Annotated in this window: 12 protein-coding genes and 1 pseudogene; 5 read left to right on the forward strand and 8 right to left on the reverse strand. The window is 67.7% G+C overall.

Annotation, left to right across the window (positions count from 1 at the left end):
* Positions 1-184, reverse strand: a 184-nt coding sequence (locus tag G3O06_RS29300) for a hypothetical protein (RefSeq protein ID WP_205818337.1), incomplete at its 3' end; no start/stop codon positions are given.
* On the opposite strand from G3O06_RS29300, the pseudogene G3O06_RS29305 reads away from it, so the two are divergent.
* The 3 genes and pseudogenes from G3O06_RS29305 to G3O06_RS29315 form a co-directional block, all read left to right on the forward strand.
* Positions 120-1,292 (forward strand): annotated as a pseudogene (locus G3O06_RS29305) (PLP-dependent aminotransferase family protein); the annotation flags it as partial. The gene G3O06_RS29300 and the pseudogene G3O06_RS29305 overlap by 65 nt on opposite strands.
* Positions 1,293-1,486: 194 nt before the next feature.
* Positions 1,487-3,715 carry a transglycosylase domain-containing protein gene (locus tag G3O06_RS29310; protein ID WP_205818323.1) on the forward strand — a complete coding sequence of 743 codons (2,229 nt, stop codon included), beginning with the start codon at positions 1,487-1,489 and terminating at the stop codon, positions 3,713-3,715.
* A gap of 118 nt (positions 3,716-3,833) precedes the next feature.
* Positions 3,834-4,286 (forward strand): nuclear transport factor 2 family protein, encoded by a 453-nt coding sequence (locus G3O06_RS29315; protein WP_205818324.1) that lies wholly within the window; start codon positions 3,834-3,836, stop codon positions 4,284-4,286.
* Between the two features lie 30 nt (positions 4,287-4,316).
* On the opposite strand, the gene add is transcribed toward G3O06_RS29315, so the two are convergent.
* A complete protein-coding gene (gene add, locus G3O06_RS29320; protein WP_205818325.1) occupies positions 4,317-5,417 on the reverse strand; it encodes an adenosine deaminase in 1,101 nt (366 codons plus the stop codon).
* 46 nt (positions 5,418-5,463) lie between these two features.
* The gene (locus G3O06_RS29325) at positions 5,464-6,813 is read right to left on the reverse strand and encodes an NCS2 family permease (protein ID WP_205818326.1); all 1,350 of its coding nucleotides are present in this window, start codon (positions 6,811-6,813) and stop codon (positions 5,464-5,466) included.
* Between the two features lie 94 nt (positions 6,814-6,907).
* Here G3O06_RS29325 and G3O06_RS29330 point away from each other — a divergent pair, with 94 nt between their 5' ends.
* Complete coding sequence (locus G3O06_RS29330; protein ID WP_011354000.1) at positions 6,908-7,819, forward strand: LysR family transcriptional regulator; 912 nt, start codon at positions 6,908-6,910, stop codon at positions 7,817-7,819.
* A gap of 6 nt (positions 7,820-7,825) precedes the next feature.
* Here G3O06_RS29330 and G3O06_RS29335 read toward each other — a convergent pair whose 3' ends face one another.
* The 4 genes from G3O06_RS29335 to G3O06_RS29350 form a co-directional block, all read right to left on the reverse strand.
* On the reverse strand, positions 7,826-8,878 hold the full coding sequence (locus G3O06_RS29335) for a nucleoside hydrolase (protein WP_205818327.1): 1,053 nt from the start codon (positions 8,876-8,878) through the stop codon (positions 7,826-7,828).
* A 10-nt stretch (positions 8,879-8,888) separates the two neighbouring features.
* The gene (locus G3O06_RS29340) at positions 8,889-10,001 is read right to left on the reverse strand and encodes a porin (RefSeq protein ID WP_174917115.1); all 1,113 of its coding nucleotides are present in this window, start codon (positions 9,999-10,001) and stop codon (positions 8,889-8,891) included.
* Between the two features lie 161 nt (positions 10,002-10,162).
* Complete coding sequence (locus G3O06_RS29345; protein ID WP_205818328.1) at positions 10,163-11,473, reverse strand: hypothetical protein; 1,311 nt, start codon at positions 11,471-11,473, stop codon at positions 10,163-10,165.
* A 389-nt stretch (positions 11,474-11,862) separates the two neighbouring features.
* The gene (locus tag G3O06_RS29350; protein WP_205818329.1) at positions 11,863-13,281 is read right to left on the reverse strand and encodes an MFS transporter; all 1,419 of its coding nucleotides are present in this window, start codon (positions 13,279-13,281) and stop codon (positions 11,863-11,865) included.
* Positions 13,282-13,734: 453 nt separating this feature from the next.
* On the opposite strand from G3O06_RS29350, the gene G3O06_RS29355 reads away from it, so the two are divergent.
* Positions 13,735-16,179, forward strand: a complete 2,445-nt coding sequence (locus tag G3O06_RS29355; RefSeq protein ID WP_205818330.1) for a DUF3772 domain-containing protein — start codon at positions 13,735-13,737, stop codon at positions 16,177-16,179.
* A 51-nt stretch (positions 16,180-16,230) separates the two neighbouring features.
* Here G3O06_RS29355 and G3O06_RS29360 read toward each other — a convergent pair whose 3' ends face one another.
* Positions 16,231-17,619, reverse strand: a complete 1,389-nt coding sequence (locus tag G3O06_RS29360) for a TolC family protein (RefSeq protein WP_241020303.1) — start codon at positions 17,617-17,619, stop codon at positions 16,231-16,233.
* Positions 17,620-17,654: the final 35 nt, after the last annotated feature.

The raw sequence follows: 17,654 nt of genomic DNA on the forward strand, positions 1-17,654 counted from the left end.
TCCAGGGCAGCACCATTGCGTGCCGCCACCCTTCGGTTTCAACATCCTCGTTCGGCGGATAGTACGGCCGGGCTTCGTCAACCCGTGACGGCGCGTCGCGCCGCCCTCCGGTGCACACCGGCCTGCCCGAGCCGGCCGCCACCTTCGCGCGGATCGCCGGCGAATTCCGTCCGCTGCCGGCCATGCCGTTCGCGATCTCGGTGCCGATCGGCCTCACCGCCCCCGACGACATCTGGCGCCGGCTCGGCAACCGGCTGCGCGCACGCGGCGCCGGCGCGCCGTCCGGCTATGCCGATCCGCAAGGCGCGCTGCCGTTGCGCGAGGCGATCGCCGACTACGTGCGCCGCTCGCGCTCGGTGCGCTGCCATGCCGACCAGGTCGTGATCACGAGCGGCACGCAGCAGGGGCTGCATCTCGCGAGCCAGGTACTGCTCGGCGCCGACGATCAGGCGTGGGTCGAGAATCCGGCCTATCGCGGCATCACCGCGCTGCTCGACAGCACGGGGCGGGGCGACGCGATGGTGCGGGTGCCGGTCGACGCCGACGGCCTCGACGTCGACGCCGGCATCCGCGTCGCGCCGCACGCACGGGTCGCGTTCGTCACGCCATCGCACCAGTATCCGCTCGGCATGCCGCTCAGCATGGCGCGGCGCAATGCGCTGCTCGCGTGGGCGCGTGCGCAGCGCGCGTGGGTGGTCGAGGACGACTACGACAGCGAGCTGCGCTACGAAGGCTATCCGTTCCCGTCGCTGCAGGGGCTCGACCCCGATCGCGTGATCTACCTCGGCACGTTCAGCAAGATCCTGTTTCCGTCGCTGCGGCTCGGCTACGTGATCGCCCCCGACGATCTCGTGCCCGCGTTCTGCGGCGCCCGCGTGCTGATGGATCGTCACGTGCCGACTGCCGACCAGCACGTGCTGGCCGCGTTCATCGCGGAAGGCCATCTCGACCGCCACATCCGCCGCGTGCGCGGCGTGTACGCGGAGCAGCGCGCGCTGCTGATCGACACGCTCGGTGCGCGGCTGCCGCGCGAACGCGCGTGGGTGCAGCCGGGCGACCAGGGGATGCATGTCGTGCTGTGGCTCGCGGAAGGGATCGACGATCTCGACGTGGTCGAGCGCGCCGCGCAAGCCGGTGTCGCGGTGCGCGCGGTGTCGCCGATGTTCGCGCCCGGCACGGCCCGCCCGGGGCTCGTGCTGGGCTTCGGCGGGTTCGGCCGCGCTCAGATGGAAGCGGCCGCGCAGCGGCTCGCGGATGTGGTCGCCACGGCCACCGGCGTCGCGCAGCGCTGATCGGGCGGCACCCGCGCAACGGCCGGCAGGCAGCGATTCGTCTGCGGAATCACGGCCGCGCGTGCCGCAAATGATTGTCAGCGAGCAACAAACGTAATCGTCTGTAAATCCTGCAAGCAAACGACCGTTTTCACGGCCGGCGCACCTGCGCCGTTTGCTAGGATCGCGCCTCTTCCATCCGCGCTCCTGCCGCCTTGAATCGCTTCGTGCCGCTTCTTCGAGACGCGTGGCTCCGTTGCCGCGCCCGCGTCGCACCGTTCGCCGCTGCCTGCCGCGCGCGCATCCGCACGCTGGGCGCCGGCGTGCTGCATCGCCTGCGCCATCCGACACGCCGCGGCGTCGCGCTGACGCTCGCCGCGATACCGGTGCTGGGCCTGCTGGTGCTGCTCGCATTCGTCCCGTTCACGCCGAGCATCGGCGACATCCGCAAGGCGCGCATCGACCGCCCCGCGCGCGTGCTGTCCGCCGACGGCCAACTGATCGCCGAGTTCCGGCCCGTCAACCGCGAATGGGTGCCGCTCAAGCAGATCTCGCCGCACATGGTCGATGCGCTGATCGCGACCGAGGATCACCGCTTCTACACGCATCACGGTATCGACTTGCGCCGCACGCTCGCGGCCGGGCTGCACACGTTTTCGGGCAGCCGCCAGGGCGGCTCGACGATCACGCAGCAGCTCGCACGCAACCTGTATCCGGATGAAGTCGGCCGCGCGCCGACGCTCACGCGCAAGGTGAAGGAGCTGATCACCGCGTTCAAGATCGAGTCGGTGTACAGCAAGGACGAGATTCTCGAGACCTACCTGAACACCGTGCCGTTCCTGTACAACGCGTACGGCGTCGAAATGGCCGCGCGCACCTACTTCGGCAAATCGGCCGACCAGCTCGACATCGTCGAAAGCGCGACGCTCGTCGGGATGCTGAAGGGCAACAGCTACTACAACCCGGTCCTGAATCCCGAACGCGCGGTACAACGGCGCAACATCGTGCTCGACCGGATGGCGCAGATGCACATGCTGACGCCGCGGCAGCTCGCGAAACTGCAGCGCCAGCCGCTGCGCGTCGACTTCGAGCCGCAGTCGGGGCAGCCCGGCCTCGCCCCGCACTTCGCGGTGCAGTTGCGCAAATGGCTGATCGCGTGGGCCGATCGCAACAACTACGATCTGTACTCGGACGGCCTCGTCGTGCGCACGACGCTCGACGCGCGGCTGCAGGACATGGCGACGCAGGCGCTGACGCGACAGACCGATCAGCTGCAGGCGATCGCCGACAGCGCGTGGCGTGGCCCGTCCGGCTGCGGGCTGCGCAATGACCTGTTCCGCGGCTTCATCCGCCAGACGCCCGACTATCGGCAAGCACGCGACACCGGGCTCACCGATGTCGCGGCGCTGAAGCAGCTCGGCGCCAATCGGGAATTCATGCGCGCGCTGTGCGAGCGCAAGACGCAGGTGCAGGCCGGCTTCGTCGCGATCGACCCGCGCAACGGCGCGATCCGCGCGTGGGTCGGCAGCCCCGATTTCGGCAGCGAGCCGTTCGATCACGTGTCGCAGGCGCGGCGCCAGCCCGGCTCGACGTTCAAGCCGTTCGTCTATGGCGCCGCGTTCGCGGACGGCATGCGGCCGGGCGATACGTTCGTCGATCGCCCCGTGGCGATCCCGATCGGCGGCCGCGCGGTCTGGCGCCCGACCGACGAGGAGCCGCCCACGGGCGAACCGATGACGCTGCGCGACGCGCTCGCGCTGTCGCGCAACCGCATCACCGCGCAGGTGATGCAGCAGGAAGGCGCGGCGAAGGTCGTGCAGCTCGCGCGCGCGATGGGCGTACGCGAGAGCCCGCTCGACGCGGTGCCGTCGCTCGCGCTCGGCACGAGCCCCGTCACGCTGAAGGAGATGGTGTCCGCGTACGGCACGATCGCGAACCGCGGCGTGTACGTCGCGCCGCAGATGATCACGCGCATCGAGGATCGCGACGGCAAGGTGCTCGCCGCCTTCGGCAGCGCGCCGCCTGAACGTGCGCTGCCCGAGCCCGCGGCACAGACACTCGTCGACGTGATGCGCGACGTCGTCGATCGCGGCACCGGCGCCGATATCCGTTCGCGCTACGGAATCCGCATCGACGTCGCCGGCAAGACGGGCACGACGCAGGACAACGCGGACGGCTGGTTCATCCTGATGCATCCGCAGCTCGTGGCCGGCGCGTGGGTCGGCTTCGACGACGGCAGCGTGACGCTACGCAGCGACTACTGGGGCGCGGGCGCACACAGCGCGCTGCCGATCGTCGGCACGTTCTACGACGCGGCGCTGCGCGCGCGGGCGATCGACCCGCACGTGCAGTTCTCGCCCGACTTCCGGCCGCGCAGCGCGCCGGCGCCGCGGCGGCGCGCGCCGCATCCGGGCCTGTTCGACTGGCTGAGGTTCTTCCGCTGATGCAGGCAAACACAAAGACGGGGAGCACGCGGAGCGCCGGATTAGTCCACCCGGACGAAGCGGACTTGCCGCATACCGCGCACCATCGTCGTCATCGCTCAACGACGGTGGAGCCCGCATGACACAAAGCGCAGTCGATATCGCGAACCTGCTTTACCGCTACGCGGAACTCATAGACGCCGGCGACCTGCCGGGCGTGGCCGGGCTGTTCCGGCACGCGCGCATCAAGACGCGGGAAGGTGCGCCGACGATCGGCGCGGAGGAACTGCTCGCGCTGTTCGGCGCGAGCGTGAAGCGCTACCCGTGCGGCACGCCGCGCACGAAGCATGTGGTGAGCAATCCGATCATCGAGATCGACGAAGCCGCGCATCGCGCGACGGCACGCTCGTACTACACGGTGCTGCAGGCCGTCGACGGGTTCCCGCTGCAACCGATCGCGGCGGGCCGCTATCACGACGCATTCGAACGCGTCGACGGGGCGTGGCGCTTTTCGTTCCGCGATTACACGCTGTTCGATTTCGCGGGCGACCTGCGCTACCACCTGAACCTGAGCGAATCGCCGGCCGGTTGAAGCGCCGGCCGGTGCACAACGCAGCCGCGCTCAGCCTGCGGCGAGCGTCTCTGCCAGCGCATCGAACTCCGGCGCCCACGCCGCACGCCACGCGGCCTTCGTCACGTCGTCCACCCACGCGCCGTCGATCCCGTTCAGCATGAACTGCTTCAGCTCGGCGACAGTGAAGCCGAAATGGCTGAACATCAGCTCCCACGCCTCCGACGGATTGACCTTGTGCAGCGTCGGATCGTCGGTGTTCGGATGGATCTTCAGCCCGAGGCCCGGCATCTTGCGCATCGGGTGCAGTTCCGCCCATTGCTCCGGCGGCAGCGTACGCAGGTAGTATGAATTCGTCGGCACGACGGTGAAGACGATCCCGCGTTCCGCATAGCGTGCGCACAGCTCGGGGTTGTCGACGATCGTATAGCCGTGATCGACGCGATCGACCTGCAGCAGATCGACGGCCGTCTCGACGTTGCGCCACGGCATCCCGAACTCGCCCGCATGCGCGGTCGTGCGAAAACCCGCCGCGCGCGCATTCCGGTAAGCCTTCCAGAACAGTTCCGGCGGCCGGTCGTTCTCGCGATAGTCGATTCCGAGCCCCGCGACTTCGTCCGCGCGGTTCGCCTTTATCCATTCGACGATCGCCACGGCTTCGTCCGGATCCTGCTCGCGGTCGATGCTCGGGATCAGGCGCGCGCCGATCCCGAAGTCGCGCGCGGCGTCGCGGATCGCCGTCACGATCGCGGCCTGCGCGTCCGCATACGCGATGCCCGACACACGCACCGTACCCGTCGGATTCCAGAAGAATTCCGCATGCCGGACGTTGTGCGCGGCCGCATCCTCCAGATACTCGTAGGCGATCCGCCTCAGGTCGTCCGGCTGCGTGAGCAGATACTTGTCGAGCGCGCGCAGCACGTGCAGCACGCCGACCGGCTTCTCGCCGCGTGCATAGAACGCGTCGATCTCCGCGCGCTCGATCGGCGCGCCGCTGCGCTCCGCAAGCGCGACGAACGTATCGTGGCGCACCGCGCCGAGCAGGTGGCAATGCAGCTCGACCTTCGGCAGCGCATGGAAGAAGGCCCGATGGGCCGGCGTGATCTCGATGCCCGTGCGCGCGGCCGGGACGTTACCTGGTGTTGCCTTCATTGCAGTCTCTTTTGGGGTAGTGCCGATGCGTCGCGAAAGCCGTCTCTCAGTGCGGCTTCACGACGGTCCAGAAGTAATAGCCGAGCGGAATCGCGAGCACGACGAGCCCCCACGACACGTCGCGCCAGCGGCCGGCCAGCAGCTTGACGAGCACGTAGCACAGCAGCCCGCCCGCGATGCCGGTGCCGAAGCTGTTCGACATCAGCGTGAGCAGCACCATCGACATCACGGGCAGCGCATCGGTGAAGTCGTCGAAATGCGTATGGCGGATCGTCGCGAACATCGACAGCCCGATCAGGATCAGCGCCGGCGCGGTCGCCTCTTTCGGGATCGCGAGCGCGACCGGCACGAACAGCAGCATCGCGGCGAACAGCACGGCCGCCGCCAGCGACGACAGCCCGCTGCGGCCGCCGGCCTCGACGCCTGCCGCCGATTCGATCAGCGCGGTCAGCGCGGGAATGCCGAACACGGGCCCGATCGTCGCCGCGAGCGAATCGACGAGGAACGGCCGGTTGATGTTCGGCAGGTTGCCCTGTTCGTCGAGCAGGTTCGCCTTCGCGCCGACCGCGAGCGCGGTGCCGAGCGTCGAGAAGAATTCCGCCGCGAAGAACGCGAACAGGTACGGCGCGGCCGCGAGGCTCAACGCGCTGCCGATATCGAGCTTGAACGCGATCGGCGCGATGCTGTGCGGCAGCGACACGAACGACGCAGGCAGATGCGTGACGCCGAGCGGCACACCGGCCGCGGCCGCGACGAGGATCGCGATCAGGATCGCGCCGGGCACCTTGCGCGCCTGCAGCACGACCGCGACCGCGAGGCCGATCAGCGCGACGAGCGCGCCCGGCCGCGAGAAATCGCCGAGCGCGAACGCATTGGTCTTCGCGTTCGCGACGACCATCCCCGCATTGCGCAGCCCGAGCATCGTGACGAACAACCCGATAGACGCGCCGAGCCCGAGCTTGATCTGCACCGGAATCAGCCGCACCACGACGCCGCGCGCACCTAGGATCGTCAGCAGGAAGAACAGCACGCCCGACACGCATGCGATGCCGAGGCCCGTCTGCCAGCCGACGTGCTCCGTCGTCGCGAGCGTCACGCCGATGATCACCGAGCCGCCGATGCCGGGGCCGACGAGGAACGGCAGGTTCGCGTAGAGCCCCATCAGCGTGGTGAACAGCACGAACACGATGATCGTCGCGGTCGTCGCCGCGCCGCGCTCCATCCCGCCCGTCGCAAGCAGCGACGGAATCACGACGAGCAGGTACGCGGCCGCGAGAAACGACGTGACGCCCGCGATCGTCTCGGTGCGCACGCTCGTGCCGCGCGCGGCGAGCGCGAAGTGGCGTTCGAGCCAGTTGGCCGGCGCTCGCGCCGGCATCGTGTCAGTCGCTGACATGGTGGTTCTCCTGTGATTCCGAATATTGTCCTGTGTCGATTCACGCAGCGCGGTCTTATACTGCCGCGTACCGCATCCCGACCGTTATTGCCCGATGTCGTCCGACCGCTCGTCGCTGCTGCCCGCACTCACGCTGCGGCAGGTCCAGCACTTCGTCGTGCTCGCCCACGCACGCAGCTTCACGCAGGCCGCGCAGGCGCTGTCGCTCACGCAGCCCGCGCTCACCGCGTCGATCCGCCAGATCGAGTTCCTGCTCGGCGGGCGCCTGTTCGCGCGCTCCGCGCACCGGCTCACGCTCACCTCCGCGGGCGAAGCCGTGCTGCCGCTCGCCGAACGCCTGCTCAACCAGGCGCGCGGCACGTTCGACGACATGACGCGGCTCATTGGCGAACGCATCCAGACCGTGCGCATCGCGTTCATCCCGTCGGTCGCGGGCCGCCTGCTGCCCGCGCTCAACGCACTGCGCGACGCACACCCGACGCTGCGCTTCACGCTCACCGACCTGCCGAACAGCGCGCTCGTCGAAGCCGTGCGCGACAGCGTCGCGGATCTCGGCATCGGCGTGCGCGAACCGGACAGCGACGACGGCACGCTGCGCTACCGGCAGCTCTTCGAGGACGAGATCGTGATCGTCGTGCGGCATGACGATCCGCTCGCCCGCGCGAAGAGCGTCACGTGGGCGAAGCTCGTCGATCGCGAGCTCGCGGTGTTCGTGCGCGGCAGCGTCAGCGAATCGCTGCATCGCACCGGCGGCGCCGAGAAGCTGCGCCTGAACGTCACGTACCGGATGGAATACACCGAGCCGCTCTACGCGCTCGCGCGCAACGGCCTCGCGACCGCCGTGCTGCCGAGCCTCTACACGATGCATCTGCACGACCCCGAACTCGTCGCACTGCGCGTCGACAAGCCGCGCGTCACGCGCGCGATCTCGCTGATTTCGCTCGCCGGCGACGATCGCGGCCCGCACGTGCGGGCCTGTCGCGAGTGGATTGCGAAGCACATCTGATTGCTCTCAGGGCAGCTTCGCGATGCGCTCGACGAGCGCTGCGTAGAAGCGGTCCGCGTCGACCTCGTTGATCCACGTCGCGTTCGCCGCACGGCCACTGCGCCCGTTCCAGTCGACGACGGTCTCGCCGAGCGTCCACTGCCCGGTCGTCTCGACCATCACGTTCACCTTGCGTCCGCCGAACAGCGTCGGATCGACGAGATAGCCGACCGCGGTCGGGTCGTACATCGGCGCGTCCTCAACGCCGCGTCGCTTCTTGTTGTACGCCAGTTCGGCATCCATGATGTCCGCGACGATCGCGCCACTGCGGTTGCCGAGCGCACGGAACGGCGCGACGCGCGCCGGCGTGATCGGCGCCTTCACCGCGACGTCGCGCGGCAGCACGACGATCGGCACGCCGCTGCCGAATACGACTTCGGCCGCCTGCGGATCGACGTAGATGTTGAACTCGGCGGCCGGCGTGATGTTGCCGCGCTCGAAGAATGCGCCGCCCATCAGCACGATTTCCCGCAGCGCGCCGCGAATCTGCGGCGCCTCGACCAGCGCGGTCGCGACGTTCGTCAGCGGGCCGAGCGCGCACAGCGTCACGCTGTTCGGCGCCGCGCGGCTCAACGCATCGACGAGATACGACACGGCGTGGCCGGCGGCAAGCGGGGCACGCGGCTCGTGCAGCTCGACGCCTTCAAGCCCGGTCTTGCCGTGCACGTTCGCGGCCGTCACGAGGTCGCGCACGAGCGGACGCGGGCAGCCCGCGTAGACGGGCAGCGTCTTCGTGCGGCCGGCCCAGTCGCGGATGATCCGCGCATTGCGTTCGGTCAGGTCGAGCGGCACGTTGCCCGCGACGGCGGTCAGTGCGCGGACGTCGAGCCGGTCCTGAGCGCCCAGCGCGAACAGGATCGCGATGGCGTCGTCCTGCCCCGGGTCGGTATCGATGATCACCGTGCGGCGCGCGGCGTCGCCGCCGGCCGCAAACGCGCCCGTTTCGGGCAGCAGCGCGGTGCCGGCCAGCGCGGCGGACAGTTTCAGGAAGGTGCGGCGTGATGCGATCGGATGGGTCATGGCCTGGCGCTCAGAAAACGTGCCGGACGCCGAGCGTCGCCATCATCTGGCGCGTGCCGGTCGAGCGTGCGTACGCGAAGATCTGCGCATGGTCCGCGTCGCCGGCCGCCTGCTGCGCGATCACCGTCAGCGCGACGTCGGTGCGTTTCGACAGGTAGTAATCGGCCTGCAGGTTCACCTGGTGCCATTTCGGCCGCTTGTCGATCACGTCGTACTTGCCGTTCGTGAACGCATACGCGGCGCCGAGAAAGAGCTGCGGCGTCATCGTGTAGACGACGTTCACGCCGAGGTTCTGCAGGTGCAGGTGCGTATTGTCGAGGTAATCGTAGCGCACGTCGGTAAACATCGCCGCGAACTGCGCGCGGCCGATCGTGTAGAAGCCGCCCGTGCCCGCGATCCGCTGCCGGCTCGCGTAGGCCGCGGGCGACATCGCGCTCTTGCTGAAGATCAGCAGCGGCGACGCATAGTCGTTCGCGATCGCGCCATCCTGGTTCGTCGCGCTGTACGGATGGTTGTACTGCGCGTAGACCACGCTCCAGCGCAGCGGGCCCTGCTCGTAGCCAAGGCCGAAGCTGTAGGCGCTGTTGTTCGCGAAGCCCGTCGCGTTGCTGAAGCCGTACAGCGCGGTGAATTTCAGGCCGTAGTAGACGGGGCTCACGTACTTCACCGAGTTCTGCACGCGAATGTCGTTGTAGCCGTTGTCGTTGTCGCCGATGTTCACGCCGTTGCTCGCGATGATCACGGGCCCGATGTAGTCGTGGATCGCGTCGTACTGGCGGCCGAACGTCAGCGCGCCGTAGGTGCGGTCGGCGAGGCCGACGTACGCCATCCGCCCGAACTCGCGGCCATTCTGCGCGGCCGTGCCCGTCATCACGTTGAAGCCGTTCTCCAGTTGGAAGACCGCGGACAGCCCCTGCCCGAGATCCTCCTTGCCCTTCAGCCCCCAGCGCGGGTTCTGGTTCGTGCCGGACAGCGCCTGCCAGGCGTTCTTGCCGCCCTGGTTGGTCGCGAACCCGACACCGGCCGAGATGAGACCGTACAGCGTGATGCTGCTTTGCGCACAGGCATGCGTCGCGAAGGCGCCGAGCATCGCGAGCGGGGCGAGCTTGTAGAGAGTTTTCATGCGGGTCGTGTGATCGGTGGTGGTCCAGGCGCGGCAGGGTTCCGCGAAACTGGCCTCGACTATACGAACCCGGATCGGATAATAAAAGTTTGCTTTTGTTATGGTTCAATAAAACGGATTTATTCTCATCCTGATCACGCCCGCGCTGGCTGCACCGACCGTCAATCCGCCGTGTCGCCGCCCTTCGGCACCTTCGACCACGCCTTGCGCCCCGGCAACGGCGACCACGCCGGCCGCGTCTTGCGTGCACTGTCGATCACGACCAGGTAGCGGCCCGCGATCGGCGTGATGTCGCGATCGCGACGCAGCACCCACAGCGACTTGCCCGCTTCGACGCGCGCCTGGTAATCGTCGTCGAGCAGGCCGTGCCGGTCGAAGAACGTGTTCAGCGACGCGGGAATCCGCACGCATCCTTTCGAGTGCCGGATCCCGAGCAGCGATTCGAGGCGATCGGGGTCGGTCGCATGCATCTGGAAGCGCATCGGCGACACGCCGCCCTTGCCCCAGCCGCGCTCGCCATCCACCCAGCCGAAGTCGTAGATACGCATGTCGCGGCGGCCATAGCCGCGGATGCCGTTCTCGTTCGTCGTGCCTTCCGCGCGGAAATCCATCGTGTCCGGCGAGTGATGGAACACGCCGAGCGGTGTCAGGAAATGGTCGTACTTGCCCGGCAGCCCGGTGCCGACCCGCGATGCGCCGATCATCATCCACGCGTTGGCCGGCGTCGCGCGGAAGTAGATGAACAGTGCCTGTACGTTCGGCGCGCGGTCGACCATCGCGACGTATTCGCCGGCGAGGTCGCCGAGATCCGCATCGGCGAGCGCCTTCTGGAGCCGCTCGCCGTACGCGCGCTGCTCGCTTGCCGGCACGTTCAGGCGCCGCGTGACTTCCTGCGTGAAGCGCTTGCGCATGTCGGCCGCGCGTGCGGTCGCATTCTTCGCCTCGTCGGCCGACAGGGGTGGATGCTTGCGCGGCGGAGTCGGTGCGGGTACCTCGGCCTCGCTGGCGGGCGTCGCGGAAGCGGCCGATGCAGGTGCCGCGGCGGAAGCCGCAGATGCTCCCGATGCACTCGATGCGCCCGACGCCGGGCTGGCAGGCGCCGCAGGATGTGCGTGTGATGCGGCACGCGCGGGCTGGGCCGCCGACGCACCCGACGATGCATGCGCCGACGAAGCGGCATGCGCGCGGGAAGCCGCCGGTGCGGGCGACTCGACTGATGGGGATGACGTAGCGGCGGGCAACGGTGCGTCGGACGCCGCAAAGACAGGCCGCTCGACGAGCACGGAGATCGGCAGTGCCGCGGCGAGCCCAATACACGCAGCGGCGGCACGAGCAAGACAACGCGGCTTCGCAAATCGCCGCATCAAGCTGAAAAACTTCATACGTTCGAAGCCATCGGCCGATCCGGCCGCCGCATGCTGCTGTTGCGAGCGGCGCATCTTCCGCGCGAGCCATCGACACGTCCGGCGCATCGTGTGCGCCCGGCGCCGACGCCTCTTCGCGGTGGAGCCGTTCGCTGATGCAACGCGACCGGTCCGATGGCGGCTAATGAGTCGTCAGGCCCTTCATTTTACGCGTCCGGGCAGGAATCGGCAGCGGCGCAACGCGCGGTTTCACGGCGGATTTGCGCTTCGTCACGCTTTGTTTCAACTCGTTGCCGCCCCATCTTTCGTTGCGTGGCAAGCTTGTCGATTGGGCATTCGAGACCGACACGGGAAGCCGTGTTTTCTGCTATGCAGCGACGGCTTCTTCAAATCGATTCGCATGCCATATCATTTCCGATACGCCATACGCACGATGCGAGGTCGTCGCATGGCACGCATGCCGCACGAACCGTGCGACACGCGTGCACATCTACCGGTTACTTCGAGATGGTTTCGAGCGCGATGCCCTTCGTGCGGGGCCCCATGAGCCCGATCGCGGCCATCACGATCACCATCGCGCCCGCGATGAACGCGAACACGCCGAACGTACCGAAGCCCTTCAGCACGGCCGCGATCACGAACGACGAGAAGATCGCCGAGAAGCGGCTCCACGAATAGACGAAGCCGACGGCCCGTGCGCGGATCGACGTCGGGAACAGCTCGGCCTGATACGCGTGGAAGCTGTACGACATGATGTTGCTCGCGAGCGTGAGGCCGATGCCGAGCACGATCAGGAATGCGCCCACCGTCGTCTGGCTGAACAGCAGCCCGCAGACGACGATCGCCGCCGCCATCGCGACGATCACCGACTTGCGCTCGAAGCGGTCGGCGATCACGAGGCCGATCAGCGGGCCGATCGGCGCGGCGAGCGCGATCACGCTCGAATACATCAGGCTCGACGTGATCGTGATGCCCTGCTTGATCAGCAGCGTCGGCACCCAGTTCGCGAAGCCGTAGAAGCCGACCGTCTGGAACACGTTGAAGATGGTCATCATGATCGTGCGGCTGCGATACGGCTGCACCCACATGTCGCGAAAGCTGCCGCGCGGCGGAACGGGCTCCGCAGGCGCGGGCGGCGGCAGCGGCCGTCCGTATTCGGCTTCGACCTTCGCCTCGAGTGCACGCATGATGCGATCGGCTTCGTCGACCCGCCCCTGCTGCGCGAGCCAGCGCGGGCTTTCCGGCAGTTCGCGGCGAATCCACCACACGAACAGCGCGCCGTGCGCGCCGATCAGCACGACCCAGCGCCAGCCATCGAGGCCGAACGGGGCGTGCGGCACGAGCAGGTACGCGAGGAACGCAACCACCGGCACCGCGACGAACCCGACCGCCTGCTCGCATGCGAACGCGCGGCCGCGGATCTGCTTCGGTACGAGCTCGGAAATGTACGTGCCGATCGTCACCATCTCGACGCCGAGGCCGAGGCCGACGACGAAGCGCCAGAAGTTCAGCCCGGCGGCGGTGTCCTGGAACGCCATCACGACGTTGGCGGCCGTGTACCACAGCAGCGACCACGTGAAGATCGCGCGGCGGCCGAAGCGGTCGGCGAGGAAGCCGCACGCGATCGTGCCGATGAAGAGCCCGGAGAACAGCGCGGCGATGAAGCTCGCGACGCCCGTGGTGCCGAACAGGCCGTGCGTCGTCGCGGAGAGAATCCCGCTTTTCACGAGGCCTGGGGCGACGTAGCCGCTATAGAGCAGGTCGTAGAGTTCGAAGAAGAAGCCGAGGCTCAGCAGGACGACGAGCTTCCAGACGGTGCGGGTGGGCGGCAGGCGGTCGAGGCGGGCCGAGATGGAGCCGGGGTCGACGGGTGAGGAATGGGCAGGTGCCTGCGAAAGGCTGTCTGTTGAGGCCATCGTGGGCGCGTCTCCTGATCGTGTCGTGTTGTTGTCCGGCGACCAGCGAGCCGCCGTCGGGCGAATCGCTGCATTGTACCGGCACGTCCGTCCGGCGCGCGCGCGCCCCGGCCCCGATATCCGGAACGCGACGACGGGCCGGCCGCACCCGGCCGCCGAACCGCTTCGGACACCCCATTTTTGCGCCGGTCAATGTGTAACTTGCGTAACCGTCTGTCGGGTACGGAAAACGCGCCAGAACAGCCATCTGTCGCCGCACCGTGGCGCCACCGCCCCCACCGTCCGGGCCTGGTGCATCGTTTCGCGCGGTTGCGCGCCGCCGGAATCGCCACAAACGGGGTACGCAATCGGGACAACCACGCGTTCCACACCCCGGTAACATGCTACCGGGCCAACCACCGGCTTCCGGGCGCCTTTCGGCGACCGGCATTGTCGGCAAATCGTAAGCATTCCATGTTCATACAACGACTATCCACCTACGCCCGCCGGATCGCGCTGATCGCATTGCTGCAGTTCGCGGCGATCGCGACCGCGTCGGCGTTTCCGGCGGCCGCATCGGCCCCGCTGGCGAGCGGCGTCGGCGCGCCCGTCCCGGCCATCTCGCTGAACGACGCCGTCGCGCAGCTCAAGCAGATGCAGGCCGAACTGGACCGCATCAAGCAGCAGACCTCGACCGCGTCCAACAGCAAGGAACTGGACGGGCTCAGCGACTCGACGCAGGAGCTGAGCACCGATGTCGAGAAGCTGCAGAGCGATCTCGTTCCGCAGCGTGCGCAGATCCAGGGGCAACTCGACGTGCTCGGCCCCCCGCCTGCCGAGGGCGCCGCGCCGGAAACGCCGGCCGTCGCGAAGCAGCGGGCCACGCTGAACGCGCGCAAGACACAGATCGATGCCGCGCTGAAGCAGGCCGCCGACCAGAAGACCAGCCTCACGAACCTGAACGAGCAGTTCGCGAAGCTGCATCGCGGCCTGCTGAAGAACCAGCTCGCGTTCCGTTCGGGCGGCATTTTCAGTGCGCAGTTCTGGCTGCCGCTGTTCCATCTCGCGCCGGACGACGCCCAGCGGCTCGGAGACTTCGACGAAGAAATGCTCGACATGCTGCGCTCGTCGTGGGTGCCCGGACAAAAAGCGATCACCGTGCTGCTGCTGGTCGCCGCGTTCGCGGCATGGATGGGCGGCCGCCGGCTCATCGAGCGCGGGCTCGCATGGTTCTGCGTGAACCGCCTGCCGGCCACCCGCTTGCGCCGCAGCGCGCTGGCGCTGTCGACCGCGCTGTCGACACTGCTGGCAACCGCCCTCGCCGTCCAGATCCTTTACCTCGCCGTCGCGCGCCATTACGACCTCACGCCGGCGCTGACCGATCTGTGGGACCAGTTCGCGAAGCTCGCCGCAACCTGCGCACTGATCGCCGGGCTCGGCCGTGCGCTGCTCTGCACCAAGCATCCGTCGTGGCGCCTGCCCGCGCTCGCCGATCCCGTCGCGCTCGCGATGAAGCCGTTCCCCGGCATCCTCGCCGCGCTGCTGCTGGTGTCCGGCACGCTCGAATCGATCAACCGGATCGTCGACACCAGCCTGTCGGTCACGCTGTTCGGCCGCGGGATCGTGTCGCTGGTCGTCGCGGTGACGGTCGGTGCGTCGCTGCTGCGCTCGAACCGCGCGCGCAGCGTGCTCGCGGCCGCCGGCGAAGCGCCCGAGCAGCGCTCGACGCTCGCCGGGCTGATCCACGCCGCCGTCACGCTGGCCATCGTCGCGACCCTGGTCGCGCTGCTGATCGGCTACATCACGGTCGCGCGCTTCATCACCTACGAACTCGTGTGGTTCGAGATCGTGCTGGGCGCCACCTACATCCTGATCCAGTTGACGCGCGACGCGAGCGAAAGCCTGTTCTCGTCGAGCCTGCCGACGGGCCAGCAGATCAAGCACCTGTTCGCGCTCGAGGATCGTCACCTCGACCAGGCCCGCACGGTCCTGTCCGGTTTCGGCACGAGCCTGCTGATGCTGATCGCGGCCATCGCGCTGCTGACGGGCGGTTTCGGCACGACGCCGGGCGACCTGCTCGACAGCGCGGTCGCGATGATCGGCAGCCAGCGGCTGCAGAGCCTGAACATCATGCCCGACCGGATCATGAACGCCGTGATCGGGTTCGCGATCGGCTTCTACCTGCTGCGCTCGCTGCGCCGCTGGCTCGACAGCGAGTTCATGCCCGCGCTCGGCATGGATACCGGGATGCGCGTGTCGCTGATCACGCTGTTCACCAACGTCGGCTACGTGCTGCTCGTGCTGATGACGCTCGGGCTGCTCGGCGTCAGGTGGAACAACCTCGCGTGGATCGTCAGTGCGTTGTCGGTGGGTATCGGTTTCGGCCTGCAGGAGATCGTGAAGAATTTCGTGTCGGGGCTGATCCTGCTGACCGAGCGCCCGGTGAAGGTGGGCGACATGATCAGCATCGCGGGCGTCGAAGGCGACATCCGCCGCATCAATGTGCGCGCGACCGAGATCCAGCTCAGCGACCGTTCGACCGTGATCGTGCCGAACTCGCAACTGATCTCGCAGAACCTGCGCAACGTGACGATGGGCAACAGCACGCAGGGCGTCGCGACGCTGGTGCTGACGTTCCCGCTGAACACCGATCCCGAGCAGGTGCGCGACCTGCTGCTCGAAGCGTATCGCTCGCATGAGGCGATTCTCGAGAAACCGGCGCCGTCGGTGACGTTCAGCCAGCTCACGCCGGACGGCATCACGCTGAGCGTGACGGGTTACGTGTCGAGCCCGCGGATCGCAAGTTCGACGAAGAGCGATCTGCTGTTCGAGATCCTGAAGCAGTTGCGCGCGGCGGGGATCACGCTGTCGAGCCCGCAAATGCTGGTCGTGCAGAACATGCCGGCGGTGGAGCAGTGAGAAAAGACGGTCCGCCGCGCACGGCGGCCGTCTCTACCGTCGCCTGCTGCGCTACCGGAGCGCCCACCGCCCCATGACACCTGCGCTGGCAAACAGCCGAAGCCGTGCCGCTTCCCACTCGGCCTGCGTTCGCACCCGTTCCTGGCGTGCATCTGAAAGCGCCGCCTGCGCCGAAAGCAGTTCCAGAATGTCACCGGCGCCGAGCGCGTAACGATTGCGCGCCGATGCCAATGCTGCTTCCGCAGCAGCCAGCAAGCGTGCGGACACATCCAGGTTGTCCGCGGTCGTCTCAGCATCAGCATGGGCCTTCAGGACATCGCGCAGAATCTGCTGTTGCGTATCGAGAAGCCGTGCGTGCGCCTGTTCAACCTGAGCCTGCGCTCCGCGTATCCGGTACGTGCGAGAAAATCCCTCAAAGAACGGAATCGTCAAAGTGAGGCCGATGCTTGTCTGCGTCGCCCGCACCGACTGCAATCCCTGATTCGGATAGCCGTTCCTCGACAACGTGCCGCTCAGATCCAGTGTCGGCATCCCCTCCGACCGAACAGTCGTCACTTTCGCTTCGGCAGCCTTCCATTGGGCCCGAGCCGCCTTGATTTCCGGGTGAGAGCTTTCCGCCACGCTAAGCCACTCGCTCAGCTGGCGCCCAGCATCCATCGCAACCGGCACGACGGCCTCCTCGACCTCGATCCGTGTACCCACAGGCAGCCCCGTCGTAAAAACCAGTTCTGCACGTGCGCGAGCCACGTCCCCGCCAGCGCGTCGTGCTGCTAGCGTCGCCTTGGCCAACGCCGTCTCCGCCTGCAACGCGTCTGCTCGGGATGCGACGCCCCGTGCCAGCCGCTGACGCGATGCCCTCAATGTCGCCTCGGCCAATGCAGCGGACTCGGTACGCGCCACAAACGCCGCTTGCGCATTCTGGAAATCGAAATAGCTTCCGATGACCTCCACAACCGTCTTTTGCATCGCGGTATCGTGACCAGCCAACGCAGCCGTCAGCAGTTGTTGCGCCGCGGCGCGGTTCGCGGCCCGCCCACCAAAGTCGAGTAACCGCCAGTTCAGGCTCGCGTTCGATGTCCTGCCGGCGCCGCGCGTATTCATCGTTGGTACATCCGGATATCGGTTATAGGTCGTCAGTTGGCTGATCGATCCGCTGACGGTCGGAAGCCACGCCGATCGGGCTTCGCCCAGTGCGGCCGCCTGGATCTTGATCGATGCCCATGCAACCCGAATTCGCGGACTGAGGCAAAGTGCGAGGTCGATTGCATCACCAATCGTCAGCGGCTTCGTCAGGTCGACGGATGAAGGGCACCCAATCGGCGTGTCGTCACCCGGCAATCGCGGCCCGACATCCAGCATGGGCGGACGAGTCAGCAACGGATCGACGAAGCCGTCCGGAATACCACGCGTTTCTGCGTTGCATGCAATCGAGATGAACATCAGGCCGCAGATCCACCAACGCACACCGGTGCCAC

This window comes from Burkholderia sp. Ac-20345 (assembly GCF_017104825.1).
Classification (GTDB): domain Bacteria; phylum Pseudomonadota; class Gammaproteobacteria; order Burkholderiales; family Burkholderiaceae; genus Burkholderia; species Burkholderia lata_B.